Genomic DNA, 21,836 nt, shown 5'->3' on the forward strand with positions numbered 1-21,836 from the left:
ATATTAAATTTTATCCACAACTAATAATAGAAAAACCCTCTGTTTTTAAACAGGGGGTTTTTCAACAAACTGAAAAACATAAAATATGCTAATATAAAATTAGCATATTTTATGTTTTCATAATTATCATTAAAAATAAATTTATTTTTATAACTTTCTTTTTTTGTTATTTAATAGTTAATTCTACTGGACAATGATCTGAACCTAAAACTTCTGTATGTATTTTTGCACTTTCTAATCTATCCTTTAAAGATTCTGATACAACAAAATAATCAATTCTCCATCCAGCATTATTTTTTCTTGCATTAAATCTATACGACCACCAAGAGTAAACCCCTGTTGTTTCTGGATAAAAATATCTAAATGTATCTATAAATCCATCATTTAAAAGGCTAGTAAGCTTTTCCCTTTCTTCATCAGTAAAACCAGCATTTTTTCTATTTGTAGTTGGATTTTTTAAATCAATTTCTTTATGAGCAACATTTAAATCTCCACATACTATTACTGGTTTGCTTTTTTCTAAATGTTTTAAATATTTTTTAAAATCATCTTCCCACTTCATTCTATAATCTAATCGCGCAAGTTCATTTTGTGAGTTTGGTGTATAGACTGTTATCATAAAGAAATCTTCAAACTCTAAAGTAATTACTCTTCCTTCTTTATCATGTTCTTCAATGCCTAATCCATATCTAACTGACAATGGTTCCTTCTTTGTAAATATAGCTGTTCCACTATACCCCTTTTTCTCAGCATAATTCCAATACTGATGATAGCCTTTAAGCTCTAAATTTATCTGTCCTTCTTGAAGTTTACTTTCTTGTATACAAAAAATATCTGCATTTACTTCATTAAAAAAATCTAAAAATCCCTTTTGCACACATGCTCTTATTCCATTTACATTCCATGATATTAACTTCATATTTCATCCTCCGATATTTTTATTAAACTAAAGAGTTAAGGTAAATATATAATTTAGATATTTATTAATCTAAAATTATATAGATTAATCCCCTAACTCCCAACTATATTTTATCTATATAAAGGATATTTAGAACAAAGAGTCTTTACTCTTTCTCTTAGTCCTTCTAAATCATTATTTCTATTTTCTATAGCATCATTTATTATACCTGCAATTTCTTTCATTGCTTCTTTATCAAATCCTCTTGTTGTAACTGCTGCAGTACCAATTCTTATTCCTGATGTAACAAAAGGACTTCTTGTTTCATTTGGAACTGTATTTTTATTTACTGTAATTCCAATAGAATCTAAAAGTTTTTCTGCTTCTTTTCCTGTAATATCTTTATTATTTAAATCAATAAGTATTAAGTGATTATCAGTTCCATTAGATACTAATTTAAAGCCTAACTTAACTAATTCCTCACCTAGAACCTTACAGTTAGCAATAACATTTTTTGCATATACTTTAAAATCTGGTTCTAATGCTTCTTTAAAACAAACAGCTTTAGCTGCAATAATATGCATTAGTGGTCCGCCCTGCATTCCCGGAAATATATTTTTATCTAATGCCTTTGCATATTTCTCTTTACAAAGTATTAATCCACCTCTTGGTCCTCTTAATGTTTTATGCGTAGTTGATGTTACAAAATCTGCATACGGAACTGGTGAAGGATGTTCTCCAGCTGCTACTAATCCTGCAATATGAGCCATATCAACCATAAAATATGCATTTACTTCATCACAAATCTCTTTAAATTTCTTAAAATCTATAACTCTAGAGTAAGCACTGGCACCTGCTACTATTAACTTTGGTTTATATTTTATTGCAAGTTCTCTAACACTTTCATAATTAATTGTTTCAGTTTCACTATCAACTCCATAAGAAACAAAATTAAATAGTTTTCCTGAAAAATTAACTGGTGAACCATGAGTTAAATGACCACCATGACTTAAATCCATTCCAAGAACTGTATCACCTGGTTCTAATATTGTAAAGTATACAGCCATATTTGCTTGAGAGCCTGAATGTGGTTGTACATTTACATGCTCTGCCCCAAAAAGTTCTTTAGCCCTATTCCTAGCTATTTCTTCAACTTCATCAACAATTTCACAACCTCCATAATAACGCTTACTTGGATAACCCTCAGCATATTTATTAGTTAAATAAGATCCCATTGCTTCCATCACAGCTTCTGATGCGAAATTTTCTGATGCAATAAGCTCAATACCTTGTTGCTGCCTATTTAATTCTTTTTCAACTAAGCTAAAAATTTCTTTGTCTTCATTTTTTAAATTTACAAAATTCATTTAATCACCCCAATTATCTATTTTTTTAAATTATAAAATTATTTTATACTTTATTCAATAACTTTTAAATATTATTATACTTTATTGTATTTTTATATGATATAATACAAAGAAACTTTATTTTATAGGAGCTTTTTATTATGAATAAAATACTAAAAGTTGCGACACTTGCAGGACAAATGATATTAGAAAATGGTGGTGAAACCTATAGAGTTGAAGAAACCATTTGGCGTATATGCAAAATTTATGGCGCAGAAGAAGCTGATAGCTTTGTTACTCCAACAGGAATTATGGCTTCTATTTGTCATGAAGGAAAAATCTATTCTTTAACTAGAAGAGTTCAAAGTAGAACTGTTAATTTAGATAAAATAGATAAGGTAAATGACTTATCTAGAAGTATCACTTTAAAAAATTTATCTGTTGATGAATTTAAAAAGGAACTACTTGTTATAAATAAAGGTGAAATTTATCCACTTCCAATGACTATAATCTTTTCCGCTTTAGGCGCTGGATGTTTCTCTGTACTTTTTGGTGGTACCATAAAAGATATCTTTGCTGCTTTTTTAATTGGATTATTAATTAAGACTTTAACTATTATTTGGGATAAACTTGGCATAAATTTATTTTTCAGCAACAGTATATGTGCTGCTATCGCCGCATTACTTGCAATCATTTTATATAAGCTTAATATTGCAAGTCAATTAAATCAAACTATTATAGGTTCTATTATGCTTTTAGTTCCTGGGCTTGCTATTACAAATGCAATAAGAGATACAATGTCTGGAGACTTAGTGTCTGGACTTACAAGAGCTGCCGAGGCATTTTTAATTGCAATATCAATTGCTACAGGAACTGGTGCTATATTAAGCTTTTGGATATCTAATTTTGGAGGAATTTAAATTATGATTATTATAGAAACTTTAGTATCAGTTATAGCTACTTTTGGATTTTGTATAGCTTTTAATATTAGAGGTAAAAAAATTTTCTTTGCTGCATTAGGCGGTGGATTAAGTTGGTTTTGTTATTCATTACCAAAGCTATTTGGATTATCAGAAATTTCTTCACTTTTTATATCTGCAGTTGTCTTTAGTACATATAGTGAAATCTTGGCCAGAATATTCAAAACACCTGTTACTACCTTTGTTATTTGTGCTCTTATACCACTTGTACCTGGTAGTGGTATGTATTATACAATGCTCGAAGCAATTTCTGGTAATATTTCTAAGTCTTTAGAATTAGGATTAAATACTTTAGCAAGTGCTGGAACATTAGCACTTGGAGTATTATTTGTCTCAACTCTAACTAGATTAATGTTTATGCATAAACATAAGCGTCAATTAAAGAAATTTGGTCAAAATGAATCATAAATTTAAAAAATTGATATATTAGATACTTATATTAAAAACACTAAAATATAAGTATCTTAAATTAACTTCTTATTTTTCAGAATATTCAAAATTTTATTTTGTATTTTATATATTTTATGTTATGATTAAGTTAATATTTTATATTTAAAGAGGTGTTTTTTATGTGCTTAAATCATCGTGTATCTTATGATGAAAATGATAAAAAGGAAACTTTAGAATCATATGGCATTAACTACTTAGACTACTTATCACTTACAAATGAAGTTTTTAACACTGGTATGGATAACTCTAAAAAAACTGATTAATTTTTTATTTAAAAATATATCTTAAATAAAATGATATATAATAAAAATGGGAAACAGATACTAAAACTTATCTATTTCCCATTTTATTAATTATTTTATTTTTATATTAACAATTAAATTATTTTTTACCTGTCATTTTTTTATATATTTTAGCATTTTCAACAAAATCCTTTATATCTTCAGCCATTTCCATAAGTAAATTGCCTTTTATTTTCTTAGTGTGAAGCTTTCTTTTCATTTTTTTCATAGATCTATTTTTCATTTGAAACTTCCTCCTTAGTTAAAATAATTAATCATTACTTCATTAATTATTTTATTCAAAATAATTAATTTTATCCTCACAATGAATTCCTTTATCATAAAACTAATTATATTTTTACATAAAAAAACTGCACTAAAATATAAATATGAATAATTGCATTGTATTCACATCTAATTTTAATACAGTCTTTTAATATATTATCTTACTTTTCTATTTTATTAATAATTAAACCTAATTCTTCAATTTGTTTTGAATCTGCAACATTTGGTGCTTCACTTAAATAACAGTAAGCATTTTGATTTTTAGGGAATGCTATAACATCCTTAATATTTTCTGTTCCTGCTAAGAACATTATCATTCTATCAAGTCCAAATGCTAATCCTCCATGTGGTGGTGGTCCAAATTTAAATGCATCTATTAAGAATCCAAATCTTTCATATGCTGATTCTTCAGTAAATCCTAATGCTTTGAACATTCTAGTTTGAAGTGCTGAATCATGAATTCTTATAGATCCTCCACCTAGTTCTTCACCATTTAATACTAAGTCATAAGCCTTAGATCTAACAGCTCCTGGATTTGTTTCAAGCATATCTAAATCTTCATCCATTGGTGATGTAAATGGATGATGAGCTGCATGATATCTTCCTTCCTCTTCATCATATTCAAATAATGGGAATTCAGTAATCCATGTAAAGTTAAATTCGTTTTTATCTTTTATTAAATCAAACTGTTTAGCAAGCTCTAATCTTAACGCTCCTAAGCTTTGGAATACAACAGAATTTTTATCTGCAACTATAAGTATTGCATCTCCAACTTCTGCTCCCATAGTCTTAATGATGTTTTCTGTAACATCATCAGTTAAGAATTTAGCTATTGAAGACTTAACTCCATCTTCCTTAAGTTGAATCCAAGCAAGACCTTTTGCTTTATACCCTTTAACAAAATCAACTAACTTATCAAGAGGTTTTCTTCCTAAATCAGCTCCTCCTTTTAAGCATAATGCTCTAACACTTCCGCCTATTTCTAATGCTGATTTAAATACTACGAAATCCATATCCTTAACACATTCAGTAATATCAGTAATTTCCATACCAAATCTTAAGTCTGGCTTATCACTACCGTACTTTTCCATAGCCTCTTTAAATGGCATTCTCTTAATTGGAAGTTTTACTTCATGACCTAAAACTTCCTTAAATACATGAGCAACTAATCCTTCATTTAAAGCCATAACATCATCTTGCTCTACAAAACTCATTTCTAAATCGATTTGAGTAAATTCTGGTTGTCTATTAGCTCTTAAGTCTTCATCTCTGAAACATTTAACAATTTGATAATATTTATCAAATCCTGATACCATTAATAATTGTTTAAATATTTGTGGAGATTGTGGAAGTGCATAGAACATTCCTGGATAATTTCTTGATGGAACTAAGTAATCTCTTGCACCTTCTGGAGTACTCTTAGTTAACATTGGAGTTTCTACTTCTAAAAATCCATTGTTATCTAGGTAATCTCTAACAGCTTTTGAAGCTCTATTTCTTATCATAAAGATTTTTTGCATATCTGGTCTTCTAAGATCTAAGTATCTATACTTTAATCTTATATTTTCAGCTGCATCTAATCCTTCTTTTATATATATTGGTGGAGTTTCTGATTCTGATAAAACTTTAATGCTTTCACATTTTAATTCAACCATACCAGTTTCCATTGCTGTATTTGGAGCTTCTCTTAAAACAACTTCTCCTGTAACAGCTATACAATATTCTGATCTTACTGCCTTAGCTTTTTCAAAACTTTCTGCATTAATTTCTTCACCAAAAACTATCTGCATAATTCCTGTTCTATCTCTAAGATCTATAAACTGAAGACCTCCAAGCTTTCTGTTTCTTTGAACCCATCCCATAAGAGTTATTTTTTCTCCTACATTTGCTTCTCTAGGTTCACCACACATCATGGTTCTTTTTAATCCATTTAATGCCTCACCCATGGTAAAACTTCCTCCTCACTATTTAATAGCATTAGCTATTTCTTGTATATTATCTAAACTTACTTCAAATTGTTCTCCATCGCTCATTCTTTTAAGCTTAATTACTTTATTTTGAAGTTCGTCATCACCTAAAATAGTTGTAAATGCTGCACCAATTTTATTTGCATATTTCATTTCAGCTTTTACACTTCTACCCATATGATTTACTTCTGTTTTAATTCCAACTTCTCTTAATTTATTAGCTAAAGTAAATGCAGCAAATTTGGCTTCATCACCTCTAGCTCCAATATATAAATCAAAAAGATTTTCATTTGGAATTTCTATGCCTTCTTTTTCTAATATCATGATAAGTCTTTCAATTCCCATACCAAATCCTACAGCTGGCATTTCAGGACCGCCTAATTCTTCTATAAGCTTATCATATCTTCCACCACCACAAACAGTGAACTCGTCATTTAAAATTTCGAATATTGTCTTAGTATAATAGTCTAATCCTCTTACTATACCTGGATCAACTGTATATGGAATATTTAATGCAGTTAAATATTTCTTAACAGCATCAAAGTGAGTATCACACTCTTCGCACATATAATCTAATATTATAGGAGCATTTTTAGTTATTTCCTTACATTTCTTTTCCTTACAATCTAAGATTCTCATTGGATTTTTTTCAAATCTTGATTGACATAATGGACATAAATTATCATAATTTTCTTTTAAATAATTTTTAAGTGCTTCATTATATTTTGGTCTACAACTTGGGCATCCTAAATTATTTATATTTAAGCTTAAACTTTGAAGTCCTAAAGTTTTTAAAACTTGCATCGCTAAAGCTATAACTTCTGCATCCATTGAAGGTTCTTTAGAACCATACACTTCTGTTCCGAATTGATGGAATTGTCTAAATCTACCTTTTTGAACATTTTCATATCTAAAACATGGAGTTATGTAATAAAGCTTTGTTGGTTGTGCTTCATTAAATAATCTACTTTCTATAAAAGCTCTTCCTGCCCCTGCTGTTCCTTCTGGCTTCAATGTTATACTTCTATTACCTTTGTCATTAAAAGTATACATTTCCTTTTGAACTATATCAGTAGTATCTCCGACACCTCTTGCAAATAGTTCAGTATGTTCAAACATAGGAGTCCTAATTTCTCTCATTCCATAATATTTTGCTACATCTCTAAATGTTTTTTCAACAAAATTCCACTTATATGCATCTTGTGGTAACATATCTTTAGTACCCTTAGGTGCTTGCATTTCCATCTAATTATTCCTCCTCTTTTAAGTATAGGGTATCTAATAATCTCTTTTTACCCTCTACCATTTCTTCTATTCTATTAACGTATTCTCTAACATCTTTGATATTTGCAAATCTTTCTATTCTATTTTCATCTAAGAAAACAACTTTAGAAACAGCATCCGCACCTAAAGCAATAATAGTTTGCTTATCTTCTATCATTTGAATATTATAAATACATTCTGCGCCTTCTCTAGAATAACCTAAGTTCTCCATATTTCCAACCATATTTTTTTGACGATACATATAATAAGGTTTTAACCCTAATTCTCTAGATAAAATTCTACTTTCGTCATACATTTGGGCTAATTCTTTTTGTTTTTTAACTTGTATTCCTTTTTTTAGAACAAAGTTTTCATAAAGAATTGAAGCTCTCTTTAAAGATAATCCATGAACAGTTAAACTATCTGGCTGCATTTTTAATATTTCTTCTTTTGTATGAAGTACTTCTTTTATTCCTTCTCCTGGAAGTCCTATAATCATATCCATATTTATATCATTAAAGCCCATACTTCTTGCTAAATTAAATTTTTCTACTACATCACTTGAATTATGACCTCTTCCTATAATTTTTAATGTTTCATCATTCATAGTTTGAGGATTTATACTAATTCTCGTAACATTATAATTTTTCATTGTTTGAAGTTTTTCTTTGGTAATACTATCTGGTCTTCCACATTCAACAGTAAATTCCTTTATATTTTTATCTTTAACAAAAGCTTCAAAAGCCTCTTTCATTACTATTTCAAATTCTTCATTATTTACTGCAGTAGGTGTTCCTCCACCAAAGTATACAGATTCTATATTAAGCTTTCTTTCATTAATATATTTCTTCATTTCTCTAATTTCATATATTAATGCTTCTAAATAAGAAGTAACTAACTTTTTATTACCCATTATAGGATTAGCTGCAAAGGAACAGTAAAAACATCTTGTAGGACAAAATGCCATTCCAATATAAATTGCAATACTTCTAGAGTCCTTATTTACAAAACTTTCTTCTGTTTTTGCAATTTCTATACATAATCTGGCTTTTTCTTCTGATGCTAAATGTTTAACCTTAAAAATTTCAATAATTTCTTCTTCTGATTTTCCTTCTTCTAAATATTTAAGTGCTATTTTAGAAGGCCTTATTCCTACTAAAATTCCCCATGGATATTCTTCTTTTGTAATCTCTTTTAATGAAGAAAATACTAATCTTTTAATGTCTTCTTTAATATTTTCAGAAATACTAGATTCATTATAATATTCATTATTAATAAATTCTATCTTATTTTCTAAAATATTAACAATATAATCTCCATCATCTAAAAATTTAATTTCATCTAATGGAAAATAAATATTAAACATTTGATATACGTCATATCTATATTTCATCTCATTTAATTTAATTTTTATTTCCATGATTTCTCCTTTATTTAAAAAATCTCAAACTCATCTTGTAAGAAAGGATTTCTTAATTTTTCAAATCCAATACTTGAAGGTTCCATATGTCCTGGATAAACCTTAATATCTTTATCTAAAACCAACAATTTAGTTTTAATTGATTTTATAAGTTCATTGAAATCTCCACCTATAAAGTCACTTCTTCCTACTGACCCTTTAAACAAAGTATCTCCTGTAAATATAACATCTTTGTAAAGATAACACATTCCACCTTTAGTATGACCTGGTGTGTGAATACATTTTATAGCATCATCACCAAAAGGTAAAGTGTCTCCATCCTTTACTATGTTATATTCTTTTGGAACATTTCCAAAAACAGTTTTATCAGTTTTCATAAAATATATTTCATTTTCATTTATATAAATAGGTGCTTTAAACTTTTCATAAACTTCATTTAATGCTTCAACATGATCAAAATGCCCATGAGTCAATAATATATATTTAATATTACAGTTTAACTCTTCAATGTTTTTAATTAATAACTCTCCATTCCCACCTGGATCTACTATACAAGCATCTTTTGAGTTTTCATCTATTAAAACATAAATATTTTCTTCATAAACTCCAATAGGATATGTCTTTATTATCATATTTTCACCTCATCCATTGATATATTAAATTATAACTAAAAATTTCTACTACTATCTAAAAGTATAGTGACAGGTCCATCATTTTTAATATCAACTTTCATATCTGCACCAAAAATTCCTGTTTGAACTTTTAATCCTGTATCCTTCATCATTTCAATAAACTTTTCATAAAACTTTCTAGCTTCATCTCCACCTAAAGCATTCATAAAGTTAGGTCTTCTACCTTTTCTTGCATCTCCATACAAAGTAAATTGTGATATTAAAAGAAGTTCACCTTTAACATCTAATAATGATAAATTCATTTTATCATTTTCATCATTAAAAACTCTAAGATTTATTATCTTATCTTTAATATACTTCATATCTTCTTCAGTGTCTTCCTTTGAAATTCCTAACAGTACATTAAATCCCTTATTTATTTCACCTACAATTTCACCATCAACTTTTACACTGGAATAGGTTACTCTTTGTACTACTGCTCTCATTTATACCATCCTTTAATTATTCATTCTATAAACATCCATAACTCCATTTAATTTTCTAATTTTTCTCATTAATTCTTTTAATTGTTCTATGGTGTCTATTTTTATCTTTATATTTACATATGCAAGATTTCCTTTAGCTGATTTTGCATTTAAAGCATTTAAAGGCAACTTACTTTCCATAATAATATTCATAATATCTGCTAAAACTCCTGATCTATCATCAGCCTTAACTTGAATTTCAGCCATATATGCCATTCCTTTAGCTGTACCCCATGCTACTTCAACAACCTTGTCTCCATCTTCTTTTATAAGATTTTTTAAGTTACTACAATCTTTTCTATGGACGGAAACTCCTCTTCCCTTTGTAATGTAACCTAGAACATCATCACCAGGTACGGGATTACAACACTTTGCAAATCTAACCATTAAGTTATCTTCACCTTTTACTGTAATTCCAAAATTGCTTTCTTTTCTCTTCTTAGCATTCTTTGATATATTTTCTTCAATAGCTTTACTTAAATTTTCAACATGGCTCTTATCGTCTTTAGATAAATTTTCTTCTTTTAATTTTGCAATAAATGAGGATGCAACTACAGCACCAAGACCAACTAAAGCATATAAATCTTCCATAGAATTAACATTATATCTCTTTATAAACTTTTCATAAGTTTCACCCTTAGCTATATCTGCATAATGAACGGCTTGTTTTTTAAGTTCTTTTTCAAATAACTCTTTACCTTTATTTATATTTTCTTCTTTTTTTGCTTTCTTAAACCATGCTCTTATCTTACTTTTGGCTTGATTGCTTTTCGCAATACTAAGCCAATCCATGTTAGGTCCCTTAGAATTATTAGATGTTAATATTTCAACTATTTGACCTGTTTTTAACTTATAATCAAGTGGTACAATTTTACCATTAACTTTTGCACCAACACATTTGTTTCCTACATCTGTATGAATTCTGTATGCAAAGTCTATTGGTGTTGCTCCATTTGGTAAGTCTATTACAACTCCTTTTGGTGTAAATAAAAATATTTCATCAGTAAATAAATTAATTTTAAACCCTTCCATAAACTCTTCTGCATCTGATGTTTCCTTTTGCCACTCAAGCATATCTCTAAGCCAAACTAATTTATTTTCAAATGACTTTTCCTTATTATCTCCTGAATCTCCCTCTTTATATTTCCAGTGAGCTGCTATACCGTATTCAGCAGTTTTATGCATTTCAAATGTTCTTATTTGAATTTCAAAAGTCTTACCTTGAGGTCCAATTACTGTTGTATGTAATGATTGATACATATTTGGCTTTGGCATAGCTATATAATCTTTAAATCTACCTGGAATTGGTTTATAAATTGTATGTACTACACCTAAAACCTCATAGCAGTCCTTAACAGAATTTACAAGTATTCTAATAGCAGTCAAATCGAATATTTGCTCAATACTCTTATTTTTAGTTACCATTTTTCTATAGATACTATAAAAATGCTTTGGACGTCCATCTATATCAGAATCTATACCAGCCTCATCTAACTTTTCGTATAAATCCTTTATTGTTTTAGCAATATACGTCTCTCTTTCTACCCTTTTTTCTGCTATTTGCTTAACTAAATCATAATATTCCTCTTCATGAAGATATCTAAAGCAAAGATCCTCTAATTCCCACTTTACCTTTGAAATACCTAGCCTATGAGCAAGTGGAGCATAAATATCTAATGTCTCTTTTGCTGTTTTCTTTTGCTTTTCCTTACTCATATATTTTAGCGTTCTCATATTATGTAATCTATCCGCTAATTTTATAATGATTACTCTAATATCATTAGCCATAGCAAGTAACATTTTTCTAAAATTATCTGCTTGTTGCTCTTCTTTAGACTTATATTCCATTTTAGTAATTTTAGTTACTCCACTTACTAAATTAGCTATTTCTTCACTAAAAATATTTTTAATATCCTCATATGTATAATCTGTATCTTCTATTACATCGTGTAATAATCCCGCAACTATAGTGCTTGTATCCATTCCTAATTCCGCCAAAATAGTTGCAACTTCTATAGGATGAATAATATATGGCTCTCCTGACTCACGCTTTTGTTCTTTATGAGCTTCAAATGCAAGATTATAAGCTTTTTTTACAATGTTTAAATCAACATTGGTACAATTTTCTCTTATTTTCTCTAGCAACACCTCTACCATTCGGACTCTCCTTTATAAATAAATATTAAAATAATATTACTCTCAACGAAACATTCTTCTATTCTTTAATGTATACGTTAAGCTTAGTAAATTTTAATCTATAATATCACTTTAATTAAGATTTAATTTCATACTCTTAGTTAAATTAAACATCTTTTTCTATCTTTAAAGATGTTTACAGCGTGTAACTTTAACTTTCCAAATTTCAATTTAGAAAGTTTAAACTAACTTCCATTATCCAAACTGAAAATTTGGAATCTTACTTAAAATCAATGGCTGGTTAAATAAACCAGCCACCATTACATTTATTATATATTAAAAATAAAGGTATTTCAATAAGTTAAATATCATATTTAACTAGTGACATAACTTCATAACCCTTTAATTTTTCTCTTCCTTTTAACTCCGTTAATTCTATTGCAAAGTCTAATGCAACTACTTCTCCACCAGCTTCTTCTACAAGTCTTGTAACAGCCTCTATAGTTCCACCTGTTGCTAATAAGTCATCAACTATTGCAACTCTTTGACCTTTTTTAATTGAATCCTTATGAATTTCTAATACATCTGTTCCATATTCTAAGTCATAGCTTACAGAAACTGTTTCATAAGGTAACTTTCCTTTTTTTCTAACTGGTACAAAACCAATTCCCATTGCATACGCAACAGGTACCCCAAATATAAATCCTCTTGCTTCTGGCCCTAAAATTAAATCTACATTTTTATCTTTTAAATGTTCAACTATCTTATCTATAGAATATCTAAAAGCTTCACCATCAGCTATTAATGTTGTAATGTCCTTAAAGCTAATTCCTTCTTTTGGAAAGTTTTCTATTATTCTTATTTTTTCTTTAAGATCCATATATAATCCTCCATTTACCATTCATATATTTATTATACATTTAATTTTGATTTATTTAAATATTTTGTTATTTGTTCTGCTCTCTCTTTTCTATTAGTGATTAAAAGTTCAATTATTATTCTTGCATTATCCATCATTGTTACCACATTAATAGTTGGTGTAATAACTTCTATTATTTTATTAATAGAATCATCACTTATCTCATTCATATTGTATGCATCCATAATTGACCTTAAACCATTATTATTAGTATTTCCTAAAAATCTCTTTCCCTCTTTAAATATAACACCATTTTCACCTTTTTTAGGCACATTTGCCCATTTTTCACCTATTAAAATTAAGTCCAAATACTTATTGATACTTTTAACATTATAATAAATTGCAATTGCTTGCATTAACTTAAATGTTAATCCACTTATTGATAGGTCTTTATATCTATATTGACATCCCTTTTGATTAGGGTTTATGTATATGTAATCACCATCATATTTCGTGTCTATATTTTCTATAACTATCAAATCTATACCAAGACTATTTAAAAGCTGCTCTTCTTCTTTTGATTTTAAACCAATTCCTAAAGTAATAAGTAACTCGCCACCTAAAAAATGAACATTATTTATTATATCCTTTGAGGAAATTTTCGATTTATTTAAAGAATCGTCATGGACTACGTATTCAATATCTGCATTTAAATATTTCAAAACCAGTATCAGGGATGAAATAGCACATAATCCATCTACATTTGGTATCCCATAAACAACAATCTTTTTTCTATTATTAATTGCTGATACCATACGTTCTATTGCTTTATTCATATCTTTAAGTATAAAGGGATTATATCCAGTTATGTAATTTGGACCATATATACTTTCCCAAAACTTACGCATGACAAACTCCTCCACAATAATAAGAAAACATTTATATTATAATGTATAATTATCTATATTACAAATGTTTTCTGCAAAACTCTTGTAAGTTATAATATTTTTCTTATTTTTCATTGCTATTTTCATCATTTTTTGATATTTTATTGTTTATATTTAAATCATATATAAACATTTTTAAAAAATAATTTTATTTTTGTCATTTTAATGAAATATATATCTTTCTTTTATTATTTACTTTAATATTTTTATATTTGTAATAGATATACTTTAATTACTTAGTAGCACAAAAAAAGAACCGTCATTTTTAACGGTTCTTTTTTCTATTTATAACTCTTAAGCAGCTTTTACACTTTTTTTAGATTTTTTCTTTCCTTTTAATATTACCCAAATAGGTGCAGCTATAAATATTGAAGAATATGCACCTACTGCAATCCCTACTAATAATGGTAATGAGAATTCTCTTACTGTTGGTACAAATATATTAACAGCACCAATTATAATCAATGTTGTTAATGATGTATTAATAGATCTTGCTAAAGTCTTATTAATACTTATATTAGCAATTTCAGTTGGTGTTTTTCTTCTCATTGAACGAACATTTTCTCTTATTCTATCAAATATAACAATTGTATCATTTATTGAATAACCAACTATAGTTAATATAGCTGCAATAAATGGTGTATTTACTGGAATATCAAATATTGCATATACAGATATTGTAATTAATACATCATGTACTAATGCAAGAATTGCAGCTACACCAAAAGCAAATTCAAATCTTATAGCTACATATATAAGCATTGCAATACAAGCTATTAAAATAGCTACAATTGCATTTCGTGTTAATTCTTTACCTACAGAAGCTCCAACTTGAGTTTGTGTAACTAATGCTGAATCTTCTAAAGAATACTTTTCCTTTAATGCATTGAAAACTTCTGCACTTTGAGTTTCATCTAAATCTTTAGCCTTAATTTCATATTGAGTTTTTTCTACTGTTTTTGTAACAGCATTTGGTGCATATTGCTTTACTATTTCATCAGCCTCAACTTTATTAAAATTTTCACCAAGCTCAACTACAAGCTTAGTACCACCCTTAAAGTCAATACCAAAGTTTAATCCTCTAGTGAACATAAAAATTGATCCAATTAAAATAATTGCTAGGGATATTGAAAACCAAATTTTTGTTTTTTCTATAACTTTAAACACCTCATTACCCCCTCTTTACTCTAAAATGTCCTGGCTTACTTAACATTCCCATGTTAACTGCCCATTTCATTAATGTCTTAGTCACAACTACTGCTGTAAACATACTTACTGCTATACCAATCATTAAAGTAACAGCAAATCCTTTAACTGGACCTGTTCCCATAAAGTACAGTACAAGTGCAGCAATTATAGTAGTGACATTTGAATCTACTATTGAAGATAATGCATTATGGAATCCTTTATCAACTGCAGATTTAACAGACATACCATTTTGAAGTTCTTCTCTAACTCTTTCAAAAATAAGAACATTAGCATCAACTGCCATACCAACAGTTAATAAGAAGGCTGCAATACCTGGAAGTGTTAATGCAACCCCAGCTTCTGCAAATATTAATAATACTAAACATACATATAAAGTTAGAGCTATACTTGCAATAATTCCTGGAATTCTATAATAAGCTATCATAAATAGGAAAATTATAGCTATACCAATTAGTCCTGCTTTTACTGCATTTGGAAGCGCTTCTGCACCAAGTTGAGCACCAACATTTTCTATTGAAATAGCTTTAACAGTTACAGGAAGTGCACCTGCATTTATAAGACCTGCTAAATTTTGTGCTTCTTCAACACTGCTACTTCCTTCTATAATAGCATTTCCATCTGTTATAACACTATTTACTTTAGGACTTGAAATTACTTCATCATCCATATAAATACTTATTGTTTTGTTTAAATTATTTGTTGTTGCTTCAGCAAACTTTTTAGTTCCTTCATCATTTAACTTTAAAGAAACTACTGGCTTACCACTAGTGCTATCCATCATAACACTTGCTTCTGCTACATCTTTACCATTTAAAACTTCATTACCTTCTGAATCTTTAAATGTTAAATTTCCTGTTTTAGCTAAGCTATCTACAAGATTTTTGGAATCGTATTCCCCTGGAATTTCAACTCTAATTCTTCTGTCGCCTTCTACTGATACTGAAGTTTCAGCAACACCTAGCTTATTAACTCTTAAATCAATTAATTGTCTTGTCTTTTCTAAATCCTCATTTGTTACGTTTTCATCCTGTATTTCCATTAACACAGAAACTCCACCTTGTAGGTCTAGTCCCTTAGTAATAGCTTTGTTGAATGATTTAAATTCCCATCCCGCTATTTCAAAACCTTTAGCTCCTGCAAAAGCAAATGAAACTATAACAATTAAGGTTAGAATAAATAAAATCGTGCTTCTACCTTTTGCTTTCATGTTTTTCCCCCTCTGTACTATAGTGTACTATTTTGTTTCACATTAATTATATTATGTATATCTTCCAATATCAAGTAACATTAATATTTTCTACAAATTTTCCACTTATTTTTCACATTGTTCCAAAAATTAATTATATTACTATCTTTACTACATTTTTTATTTAATATATATAAATCTTCTTTATTTAAAAGTCAAGAGTTAATAAAAATAAATCCTAAAAAATATTTTATATAAAATCTATTCTAATATTAATTAACTCTTAACTTTATATAAAAGTTCTATACTTAATATTTAATTATTTATCATCAAAATCCATATTTCCAAGTAATGCCGCAAATGGATTATCATTAACTTCTTCATTTTCCTTTTGCATTTTCTTCATTATCTTTTGTACTTCTCTTTTATCAACTTTACCTTTTTTATCAAATCTTTTTTCAAATTGAGATGCTTTTTCTCTGAAATTACAATTAGATCCAGTACAAACGTATATCTTTCCTTCCCCCTGTCCTCTAACTTCTAATTTCTTTTTACATTCAGGACATCTTGCATTGGTAACTCTCGCAACATTTTCTCTATATCCACATTCTCTATCTTGGCAAACATTCATAGTTCCATTCTTGCCCTTAACTTCTAAAAGATACTTTCCACAATTAGGGCACTTTTTACCTGTTTTATTATCATGGACAAATTTACTATTTGCTCCCTTTACATCTTCAACAAGAGCTACAGAATAATTTTTCATCTCCTTAATAAAACTACTCCATTCTCTTTTCCCTTTTGCTATTTCATCTAATTGTCTTTCCCATCTTGCAGTTAAAATAGGAGATTTTAATTCTGCTGGTACAAGTTCTATAAGTTGATTCCCCTTAGATGTTGGTATTATTTCTTTACCTCTCTTTTCAATAACAAATGAATTAAATAATTTTTCTATTATATCAGCTCTAGTTGCAACAGTACCAAGTCCACCTGTTTCCCCTAAAGTTTTAGCTGCATCCTTTCCTACATTAATATATTTATGTGGATTTTCCATAGCTGATAATAACGTACCTTCATTAAACCTTGCTGGAGGTTTAGTTGTACCTTTATTTATCGAAACATTTTCTATAGTAAATCTATCTCCTTTATTAACCTTAGGTAATACCTGCTCTCTTATATCATCTTCTAGATTTTCCTCTTCTAACTTATCATAAAGTTTTTTCCATCCTTTAGATAATATAACTTTACCTTTTGCTATAAATCTTTCATTTTCAACTGATCCCTCAATAGTAGTTTGAGTGTATTCAAAAGGTGGTAAAAGAACACTTAGAAATCTCTTAACTACCAAGTCGTAAATTTTTCTTTCTTCCGAAGTAAGATTAGATAAATTTGGTTTTTCTTCTGTTGGAATTATAGCATGATGATCACTTACCTTGGAATTATCTACAAAAGATTTGTTTCCATTAACTTTTGTTTTTAATAACTCATTTGCAGTTATTCTATATTCTCCTATTGCAATTGCTTTAAGTCTATCTGGAATGGTTGCAACTATATCTGTTGTAATATATCTTGAATCAGTTCTTGGGTATGTTAATATCTTATGATTTTCATAAAGCCTTTGCATTATATTTAATGTTTGCTTTGCTGAATATCCAAATATTTTATTAGCATCTCTTTGAAGTTCTGTTAAATCATAAAGAGCCGGTGCAAATTTTTTCTTATTGCTAGAACTTATATTTACTATTTCACCTTCTGCATTCTTTATTTTATAAACAATTTTATTTGCAAATTCTTCATCAAAAATTCTACTATTGTTATCTTTGTTGACCCACGCCAAATTATATCCTTTAGTTTTTGCACTTATTGTATAATAAGTTTTTGGTTTAAAGTTTTTGATTTCTTCCTCTCTTTGAACTATCATAGCAAGAGTTGGTGATTGAACTCTACCAGCAGATAATTGAGCATTATATTTACAAGTTAAAGCTCTTGTTACATTTAAACCTACTAACCAATCTGCTTCTGCTCTACAAACAGCTGCTCTATAAAGATTTTCATATGCTTTTCCATCCTTTAAATTTTTAAAGCCATCTAAAATTGCCTTATCAGTTTGAGATGAAATCCATAATCTTTTAAGTGGCTTATGAACTCCTGCTTTTTCTATAATCCATCTTGCAACAAGTTCTCCCTCTCTCCCTGCATCTGTTGCTATTACTATTTCAACTACATCATCTCTATTCATAAGTCTTTTTACTTCATTAAATTGTTTCCCAGTCTTTTTTAACACTACTAATTTCATGTGTTTAGGCAACATTGGAAGTGTATCCATTTTCCACTCTTTATATTTATTATCATACCCTTCCGGATCCATAAGTCCAACCAAATGTCCCATAGCCCAAGTTACAATATATTTGCTTCCTTCTATATATGAACCTTTATTACTATTACATTTTAAAACCTTTGCTAAATCTCTACCTACTGATGGCTTTTCTGCCAATACTAAAATCTTACTCATACTTTCTCCTTCTTTTCTAGGAATTTTAAATTTATTATATCATATTTTACAAAAAACGCCTAAAATACCTTGCAAATATAATTTTTATATAAAAAATATACTACAAAGGAAGTGATTTTATAAAAAAATGTAATAGAATAATCATTTATATTAAACATAGATAAACTAAATAATATTAATAAAAAAAAATTAGGCTATATCAAAATATCTATATATAAATAATTCAACTAAATTATGAAGCAAACTAGTTGCATCTTAATTTGTATATATTTATAGTTAATTCTGATATAGCCATACTTAATTATAACTTTAACCTACCGATTTTCAGCATTATTTACTATTTTAGTTTTTGCCTTTTTAGCAGTTTTGGGCTTCTTTTCATTTCTATTCTTAGCCAATATTTTCACCTCTCTTTTAATATTAATTCTAAATTTCCCCTATAGGGCTCCTATGTAATTTAATTTACCTAAGTTACTAATTTTATATTTATAAAAACTTAGTTAAATTTATATTGTGCATATTAGCATATAAGAATACTAGAAATATAAACCACTAAAATAAATCTTTCCTTATTTTCTCAAGAAAATTCTCAATATATTATGTTCATTTAAAAATCCCTAGTTACATTTCTTACCCATTTTCCGCTTAGAACCCTTATTACAGCTATTATAGATTTTATTATTTCATCACTTTTTAAAATAAAGAAAACTACTGCAATAGGCCAATTAAATATAAAAGCTGCTAAAAACCCACAAGGAATAGCCACAAGCCATAAGAATACAATATCATTAATTAAAACAAACTTAGCATCTCCACCCCCTCTTAAAACTCCCATCATCAGAGTAATTCCATAGCTTTGAAATATCACTATAATACTCATTGCTGACATAATATTCATAGCTATATTCTTAGTACTTTCTGAAACATTGTAAAAATCAACAACTATAGGTCTAATGATTCCTATTACCATTGCCGCCATAATTCCCATTATTAAACTTAAAACTCCTACTGTATTAGCATACTCTTTAGCTTTTTCATTTCGCCCCTCACCAATTGTATTTCCTATAATCACTGAGGTTGCATTAGAAAGACCAAATATAAATACTGTCACAAATTGAAAAACAACATTACTTATACTATTAGCAGCAACTGTTTCTGTTCCTAGTCTCCCTATAATTATAGAAATCATAGTTGAACCTGTTGACCATAGGAATTCATTGAACAATACAGGAGTACAATTACTTATGAAATCTTTTAGCATAAGCTTGTCTATTTTAACTAAATGCTTTATTCTAAGATTAATTTTTTCCTCAAATACAATCATAAAAATAATAACTATGATAAATTCTGTTATTCTAGCTATTACTGTAGCAATAGCTGCCCCCATCACTCCTAGTCTTGGCATGCCAAATTTACCAAAAATCAAAATATAATTAAATAAGGCATTAACTATTAATGATGATATATAAACAACCAAAGAAATCCTTACAGTTTTTACAGAACGTAACATCATAATAGTACAGTTGGTTATAGCATAAAATATATATCCAATTGATACAATTCTTAAATATGTAACACCAGCTTCTATTACTCTAATATCACTTGTATATATTTTCATAAAGAATTCTGGTAATATCATAGCAATCCCTATAAATATTGCTGCAATTATTAAGCATCCTCTATACATTATTGAAAGTATTTTATGTATTGCATTAACTTCACCTTTCCCCCAATATTGAGATATAAGTATATTTGATCCTCCAGCTAGTCCAAATAACAAAACCATCAAAACAAAAAATAAATTATTTCCAATAGCAGCTGCAGATAGCTCAACTTCCCCCAAAGAACCAAGCATCATAGTATCTATCATACTTACTGCAAATGTTATTAAATTTTGTACTGCTATTGGCAATGCAATACTTATTATTAACTTATAAAAACTCTTTTCCTTGCTAATTAGCATATATTATTCCTCCCTACTTTTTTTCTATTGTTAAAAGTTAATTCAACACATTATTTTATCATGTATTTAACTATAAAAATACTATTATTATACATTAAAATAACTATATCAAAATCTATTTAGTCTATAACTAAAATAAATTTGATATAGCTATTGATGCAAACCCATATAAATTTTATAATACTTTATAAATTTACTATTCTTCAAGTAATTTTTCTATTTCTCTACTTGACTCATGAACTGTAAATATTAAATCTTCATCAATTTTAACCTTACACTCTTCATCACTCTCTTTAATCTTATCCATAGATAGTCCACCAATATTTATCTCTTTATATCTTGTTGGTGCTACTTCTACAGAAAACTTAGAATTTTTTATTCCTGTAAGCTTAATTACCATTTCTCCATTCTCTTTATTTTTAACACTTAAACTTATAATATTATTTCCCTTTAAGGTTTTCTGTTCTGTTGGTGCATTCAAAACTCTTGTTTCACCCTTTATAGTTATAAATCCTCCACTTAGCTTTCTTTTAACTAACAATTCTACTTTTGTTTTTTCTGTAATTTCCTTAAGTAGTTTACCTAATTCATATACTGTCAATTCTCTTTTCATAATAAAAATTCCTTTTCCTATTCCTATATATAATTTTATCTTTATACCAATTTTTATTTCGATAAAAACAAGTATAAAATATTTATATAAATATTTTATACTTGTTCAATAAAAATTTCTATATTATAACTACATTCTTACAAACATATTCTTCTACGCCCTTCTTTAAACTCTTTCATATATTATTTTAGGATTTTTTATATTTTCCAAGCTACATTTAACTATAAGACTTGTAAAATTTATAAGTTTATACCTTATATTCTTATCACATTTAGAAATGCTTTTGTAACTTTTCTTACAGTTTCTTTATTACTAAATACTTAAAGCATATTATATTTATTCAAGTATTTTTATATAACTAATTT

19 protein-coding genes are annotated in these 21,836 nt (G+C 28.0%); 3 read left to right on the plus strand and 16 right to left on the minus strand.

Features of this window, described 5'->3' with window-relative positions:
* Positions 1-166: 166 nt before the first annotated feature.
* Positions 167-919 (minus strand): exodeoxyribonuclease III, encoded by a 753-nt coding sequence (locus tag LPC13_RS13765; protein ID WP_005214032.1) that lies wholly within the window; start codon positions 917-919, stop codon positions 167-169.
* Between the two features lie 110 nt (positions 920-1,029).
* Positions 1,030-2,265: a serine hydroxymethyltransferase gene (locus LPC13_RS13770; RefSeq protein ID WP_005214031.1), complete on the minus strand. Its 1,236-nt coding sequence runs from the start codon at positions 2,263-2,265 to the stop codon at positions 1,030-1,032.
* A 140-nt stretch (positions 2,266-2,405) separates the two neighbouring features.
* On the opposite strand from LPC13_RS13770, the gene LPC13_RS13775 reads away from it, so the two are divergent.
* The 3 genes from LPC13_RS13775 to LPC13_RS13785 all read left to right on the plus strand — a co-directional run bounded on the left by LPC13_RS13775 (position 2,406) and on the right by LPC13_RS13785 (position 3,937).
* Positions 2,406-3,164, plus strand: a complete 759-nt coding sequence (locus LPC13_RS13775) for a threonine/serine exporter family protein (protein WP_005214030.1) — start codon at positions 2,406-2,408, stop codon at positions 3,162-3,164.
* Positions 3,165-3,170: 6 nt separating this feature from the next.
* The gene (locus LPC13_RS13780) at positions 3,171-3,632 is read left to right on the plus strand and encodes a threonine/serine exporter family protein (protein ID WP_040419669.1); all 462 of its coding nucleotides are present in this window, start codon (positions 3,171-3,173) and stop codon (positions 3,630-3,632) included.
* A 161-nt stretch (positions 3,633-3,793) separates the two neighbouring features.
* Positions 3,794-3,937 carry a hypothetical protein gene (locus tag LPC13_RS13785; RefSeq protein WP_005214028.1) on the plus strand — a complete coding sequence of 48 codons (144 nt, stop codon included), beginning with the start codon at positions 3,794-3,796 and terminating at the stop codon, positions 3,935-3,937.
* 118 nt (positions 3,938-4,055) lie between these two features.
* Here the strand turns inward: LPC13_RS13785 and LPC13_RS13790 are convergent, their stop codons facing one another.
* The 14 genes from LPC13_RS13790 to LPC13_RS13855 all read right to left on the minus strand — a co-directional run bounded on the left by LPC13_RS13790 (position 4,056) and on the right by LPC13_RS13855 (position 21,471).
* Positions 4,056-4,199 carry a hypothetical protein gene (locus tag LPC13_RS13790; RefSeq protein WP_169317575.1) on the minus strand — a complete coding sequence of 48 codons (144 nt, stop codon included), beginning with the start codon at positions 4,197-4,199 and terminating at the stop codon, positions 4,056-4,058.
* 202 nt (positions 4,200-4,401) lie between these two features.
* The gene (gene aspS, locus LPC13_RS13795) at positions 4,402-6,186 is read right to left on the minus strand and encodes an aspartate--tRNA ligase (protein WP_005214026.1); all 1,785 of its coding nucleotides are present in this window, start codon (positions 6,184-6,186) and stop codon (positions 4,402-4,404) included.
* 18 nt (positions 6,187-6,204) lie between these two features.
* Positions 6,205-7,452: a histidine--tRNA ligase gene (gene hisS, locus LPC13_RS13800; protein WP_005214025.1), complete on the minus strand. Its 1,248-nt coding sequence runs from the start codon at positions 7,450-7,452 to the stop codon at positions 6,205-6,207.
* Positions 7,453-7,456: 4 nt separating this feature from the next.
* Positions 7,457-8,890, minus strand: a complete 1,434-nt coding sequence (locus LPC13_RS13805; protein ID WP_005214024.1) for a coproporphyrinogen III oxidase — start codon at positions 8,888-8,890, stop codon at positions 7,457-7,459.
* A 14-nt stretch (positions 8,891-8,904) separates the two neighbouring features.
* Positions 8,905-9,522, minus strand: coding sequence for an MBL fold metallo-hydrolase (locus tag LPC13_RS13810; protein ID WP_005214023.1), 618 nt, complete (start codon positions 9,520-9,522; stop codon positions 8,905-8,907).
* A gap of 35 nt (positions 9,523-9,557) precedes the next feature.
* Complete coding sequence (gene dtd / locus LPC13_RS13815; protein WP_005214022.1) at positions 9,558-10,007, minus strand: D-aminoacyl-tRNA deacylase; 450 nt, start codon at positions 10,005-10,007, stop codon at positions 9,558-9,560.
* A gap of 12 nt (positions 10,008-10,019) precedes the next feature.
* Entirely contained in the window at positions 10,020-12,203 is a 2,184-nt protein-coding gene (locus tag LPC13_RS13820; RefSeq protein WP_005214021.1) for a RelA/SpoT family protein, read from the minus strand.
* 340 nt (positions 12,204-12,543) lie between these two features.
* Positions 12,544-13,062 carry an adenine phosphoribosyltransferase gene (locus LPC13_RS13825; RefSeq protein WP_040419649.1) on the minus strand — a complete coding sequence of 173 codons (519 nt, stop codon included), beginning with the start codon at positions 13,060-13,062 and terminating at the stop codon, positions 12,544-12,546.
* A gap of 32 nt (positions 13,063-13,094) precedes the next feature.
* Positions 13,095-13,949, minus strand: a complete 855-nt coding sequence (locus LPC13_RS13830; protein WP_040419647.1) for a DHH family phosphoesterase — start codon at positions 13,947-13,949, stop codon at positions 13,095-13,097.
* 333 nt (positions 13,950-14,282) lie between these two features.
* Positions 14,283-15,155 (minus strand): protein translocase subunit SecF, encoded by an 873-nt coding sequence (secF, locus tag LPC13_RS13835; RefSeq protein ID WP_005214018.1) that lies wholly within the window; start codon positions 15,153-15,155, stop codon positions 14,283-14,285.
* Between the two features lie 4 nt (positions 15,156-15,159).
* Positions 15,160-16,404 (minus strand): protein translocase subunit SecD, encoded by a 1,245-nt coding sequence (gene secD / locus LPC13_RS13840; RefSeq protein WP_005214017.1) that lies wholly within the window; start codon positions 16,402-16,404, stop codon positions 15,160-15,162.
* A 298-nt stretch (positions 16,405-16,702) separates the two neighbouring features.
* Positions 16,703-18,895, minus strand: a complete 2,193-nt coding sequence (locus LPC13_RS13845) for a DNA topoisomerase III (protein WP_005214016.1) — start codon at positions 18,893-18,895, stop codon at positions 16,703-16,705.
* A gap of 607 nt (positions 18,896-19,502) precedes the next feature.
* Positions 19,503-20,858 (minus strand): MATE family efflux transporter, encoded by a 1,356-nt coding sequence (locus LPC13_RS13850; RefSeq protein ID WP_005214015.1) that lies wholly within the window; start codon positions 20,856-20,858, stop codon positions 19,503-19,505.
* Positions 20,859-21,054: 196 nt separating this feature from the next.
* Positions 21,055-21,471: a hypothetical protein gene (locus LPC13_RS13855; protein ID WP_005214014.1), complete on the minus strand. Its 417-nt coding sequence runs from the start codon at positions 21,469-21,471 to the stop codon at positions 21,055-21,057.
* Positions 21,472-21,836: the final 365 nt, after the last annotated feature.

The organism is Clostridium celatum (assembly GCF_021412605.1).
GTDB classification, from domain to species: domain Bacteria; phylum Bacillota; class Clostridia; order Clostridiales; family Clostridiaceae; genus Clostridium; species Clostridium celatum.

Bases quoted from the DNA above. Each gene is read 5' to 3' on its own strand.
- LPC13_RS13765 (WP_005214032.1), bottom strand. From the start codon at position 919: ATGAAGTTAATATCATGGAATGTAAATGGAATAAGAGCATGTGTGCAA.
- LPC13_RS13770 (WP_005214031.1), bottom strand. From the start codon at position 2,265: ATGAATTTTGTAAATTTAAAAAATGAAGACAAAGAAATTTTTAGCTTA.
- LPC13_RS13775 (WP_005214030.1), top strand. From the start codon at position 2,406: ATGAATAAAATACTAAAAGTTGCGACACTTGCAGGACAAATGATATTA.
- LPC13_RS13785 (WP_005214028.1), top strand. From the start codon at position 3,794: ATGTGCTTAAATCATCGTGTATCTTATGATGAAAATGATAAAAAGGAA.
- LPC13_RS13790 (WP_169317575.1), bottom strand. From the start codon at position 4,199: ATGAAAAATAGATCTATGAAAAAAATGAAAAGAAAGCTTCACACTAAG.
- aspS (WP_005214026.1), bottom strand. From the start codon at position 6,186: ATGGGTGAGGCATTAAATGGATTAAAAAGAACCATGATGTGTGGTGAA.
- hisS (WP_005214025.1), bottom strand. From the start codon at position 7,452: ATGGAAATGCAAGCACCTAAGGGTACTAAAGATATGTTACCACAAGAT.
- LPC13_RS13805 (WP_005214024.1), bottom strand. From the start codon at position 8,890: ATGGAAATAAAAATTAAATTAAATGAGATGAAATATAGATATGACGTA.
- LPC13_RS13810 (WP_005214023.1), bottom strand. From the start codon at position 9,522: ATGATAATAAAGACATATCCTATTGGAGTTTATGAAGAAAATATTTAT.
- dtd (WP_005214022.1), bottom strand. From the start codon at position 10,007: ATGAGAGCAGTAGTACAAAGAGTAACCTATTCCAGTGTAAAAGTTGAT.
- LPC13_RS13820 (WP_005214021.1), bottom strand. From the start codon at position 12,203: ATGGTAGAGGTGTTGCTAGAGAAAATAAGAGAAAATTGTACCAATGTT.
- LPC13_RS13825 (WP_040419649.1), bottom strand. From the start codon at position 13,062: ATGGATCTTAAAGAAAAAATAAGAATAATAGAAAACTTTCCAAAAGAA.
- LPC13_RS13830 (WP_040419647.1), bottom strand. From the start codon at position 13,949: ATGCGTAAGTTTTGGGAAAGTATATATGGTCCAAATTACATAACTGGA.
- secD (WP_005214017.1), bottom strand. From the start codon at position 16,404: ATGAAAGCAAAAGGTAGAAGCACGATTTTATTTATTCTAACCTTAATT.
- LPC13_RS13845 (WP_005214016.1), bottom strand. From the start codon at position 18,895: ATGAGTAAGATTTTAGTATTGGCAGAAAAGCCATCAGTAGGTAGAGAT.
- LPC13_RS13850 (WP_005214015.1), bottom strand. From the start codon at position 20,858: ATGCTAATTAGCAAGGAAAAGAGTTTTTATAAGTTAATAATAAGTATT.
- LPC13_RS13855 (WP_005214014.1), bottom strand. From the start codon at position 21,471: ATGAAAAGAGAATTGACAGTATATGAATTAGGTAAACTACTTAAGGAA.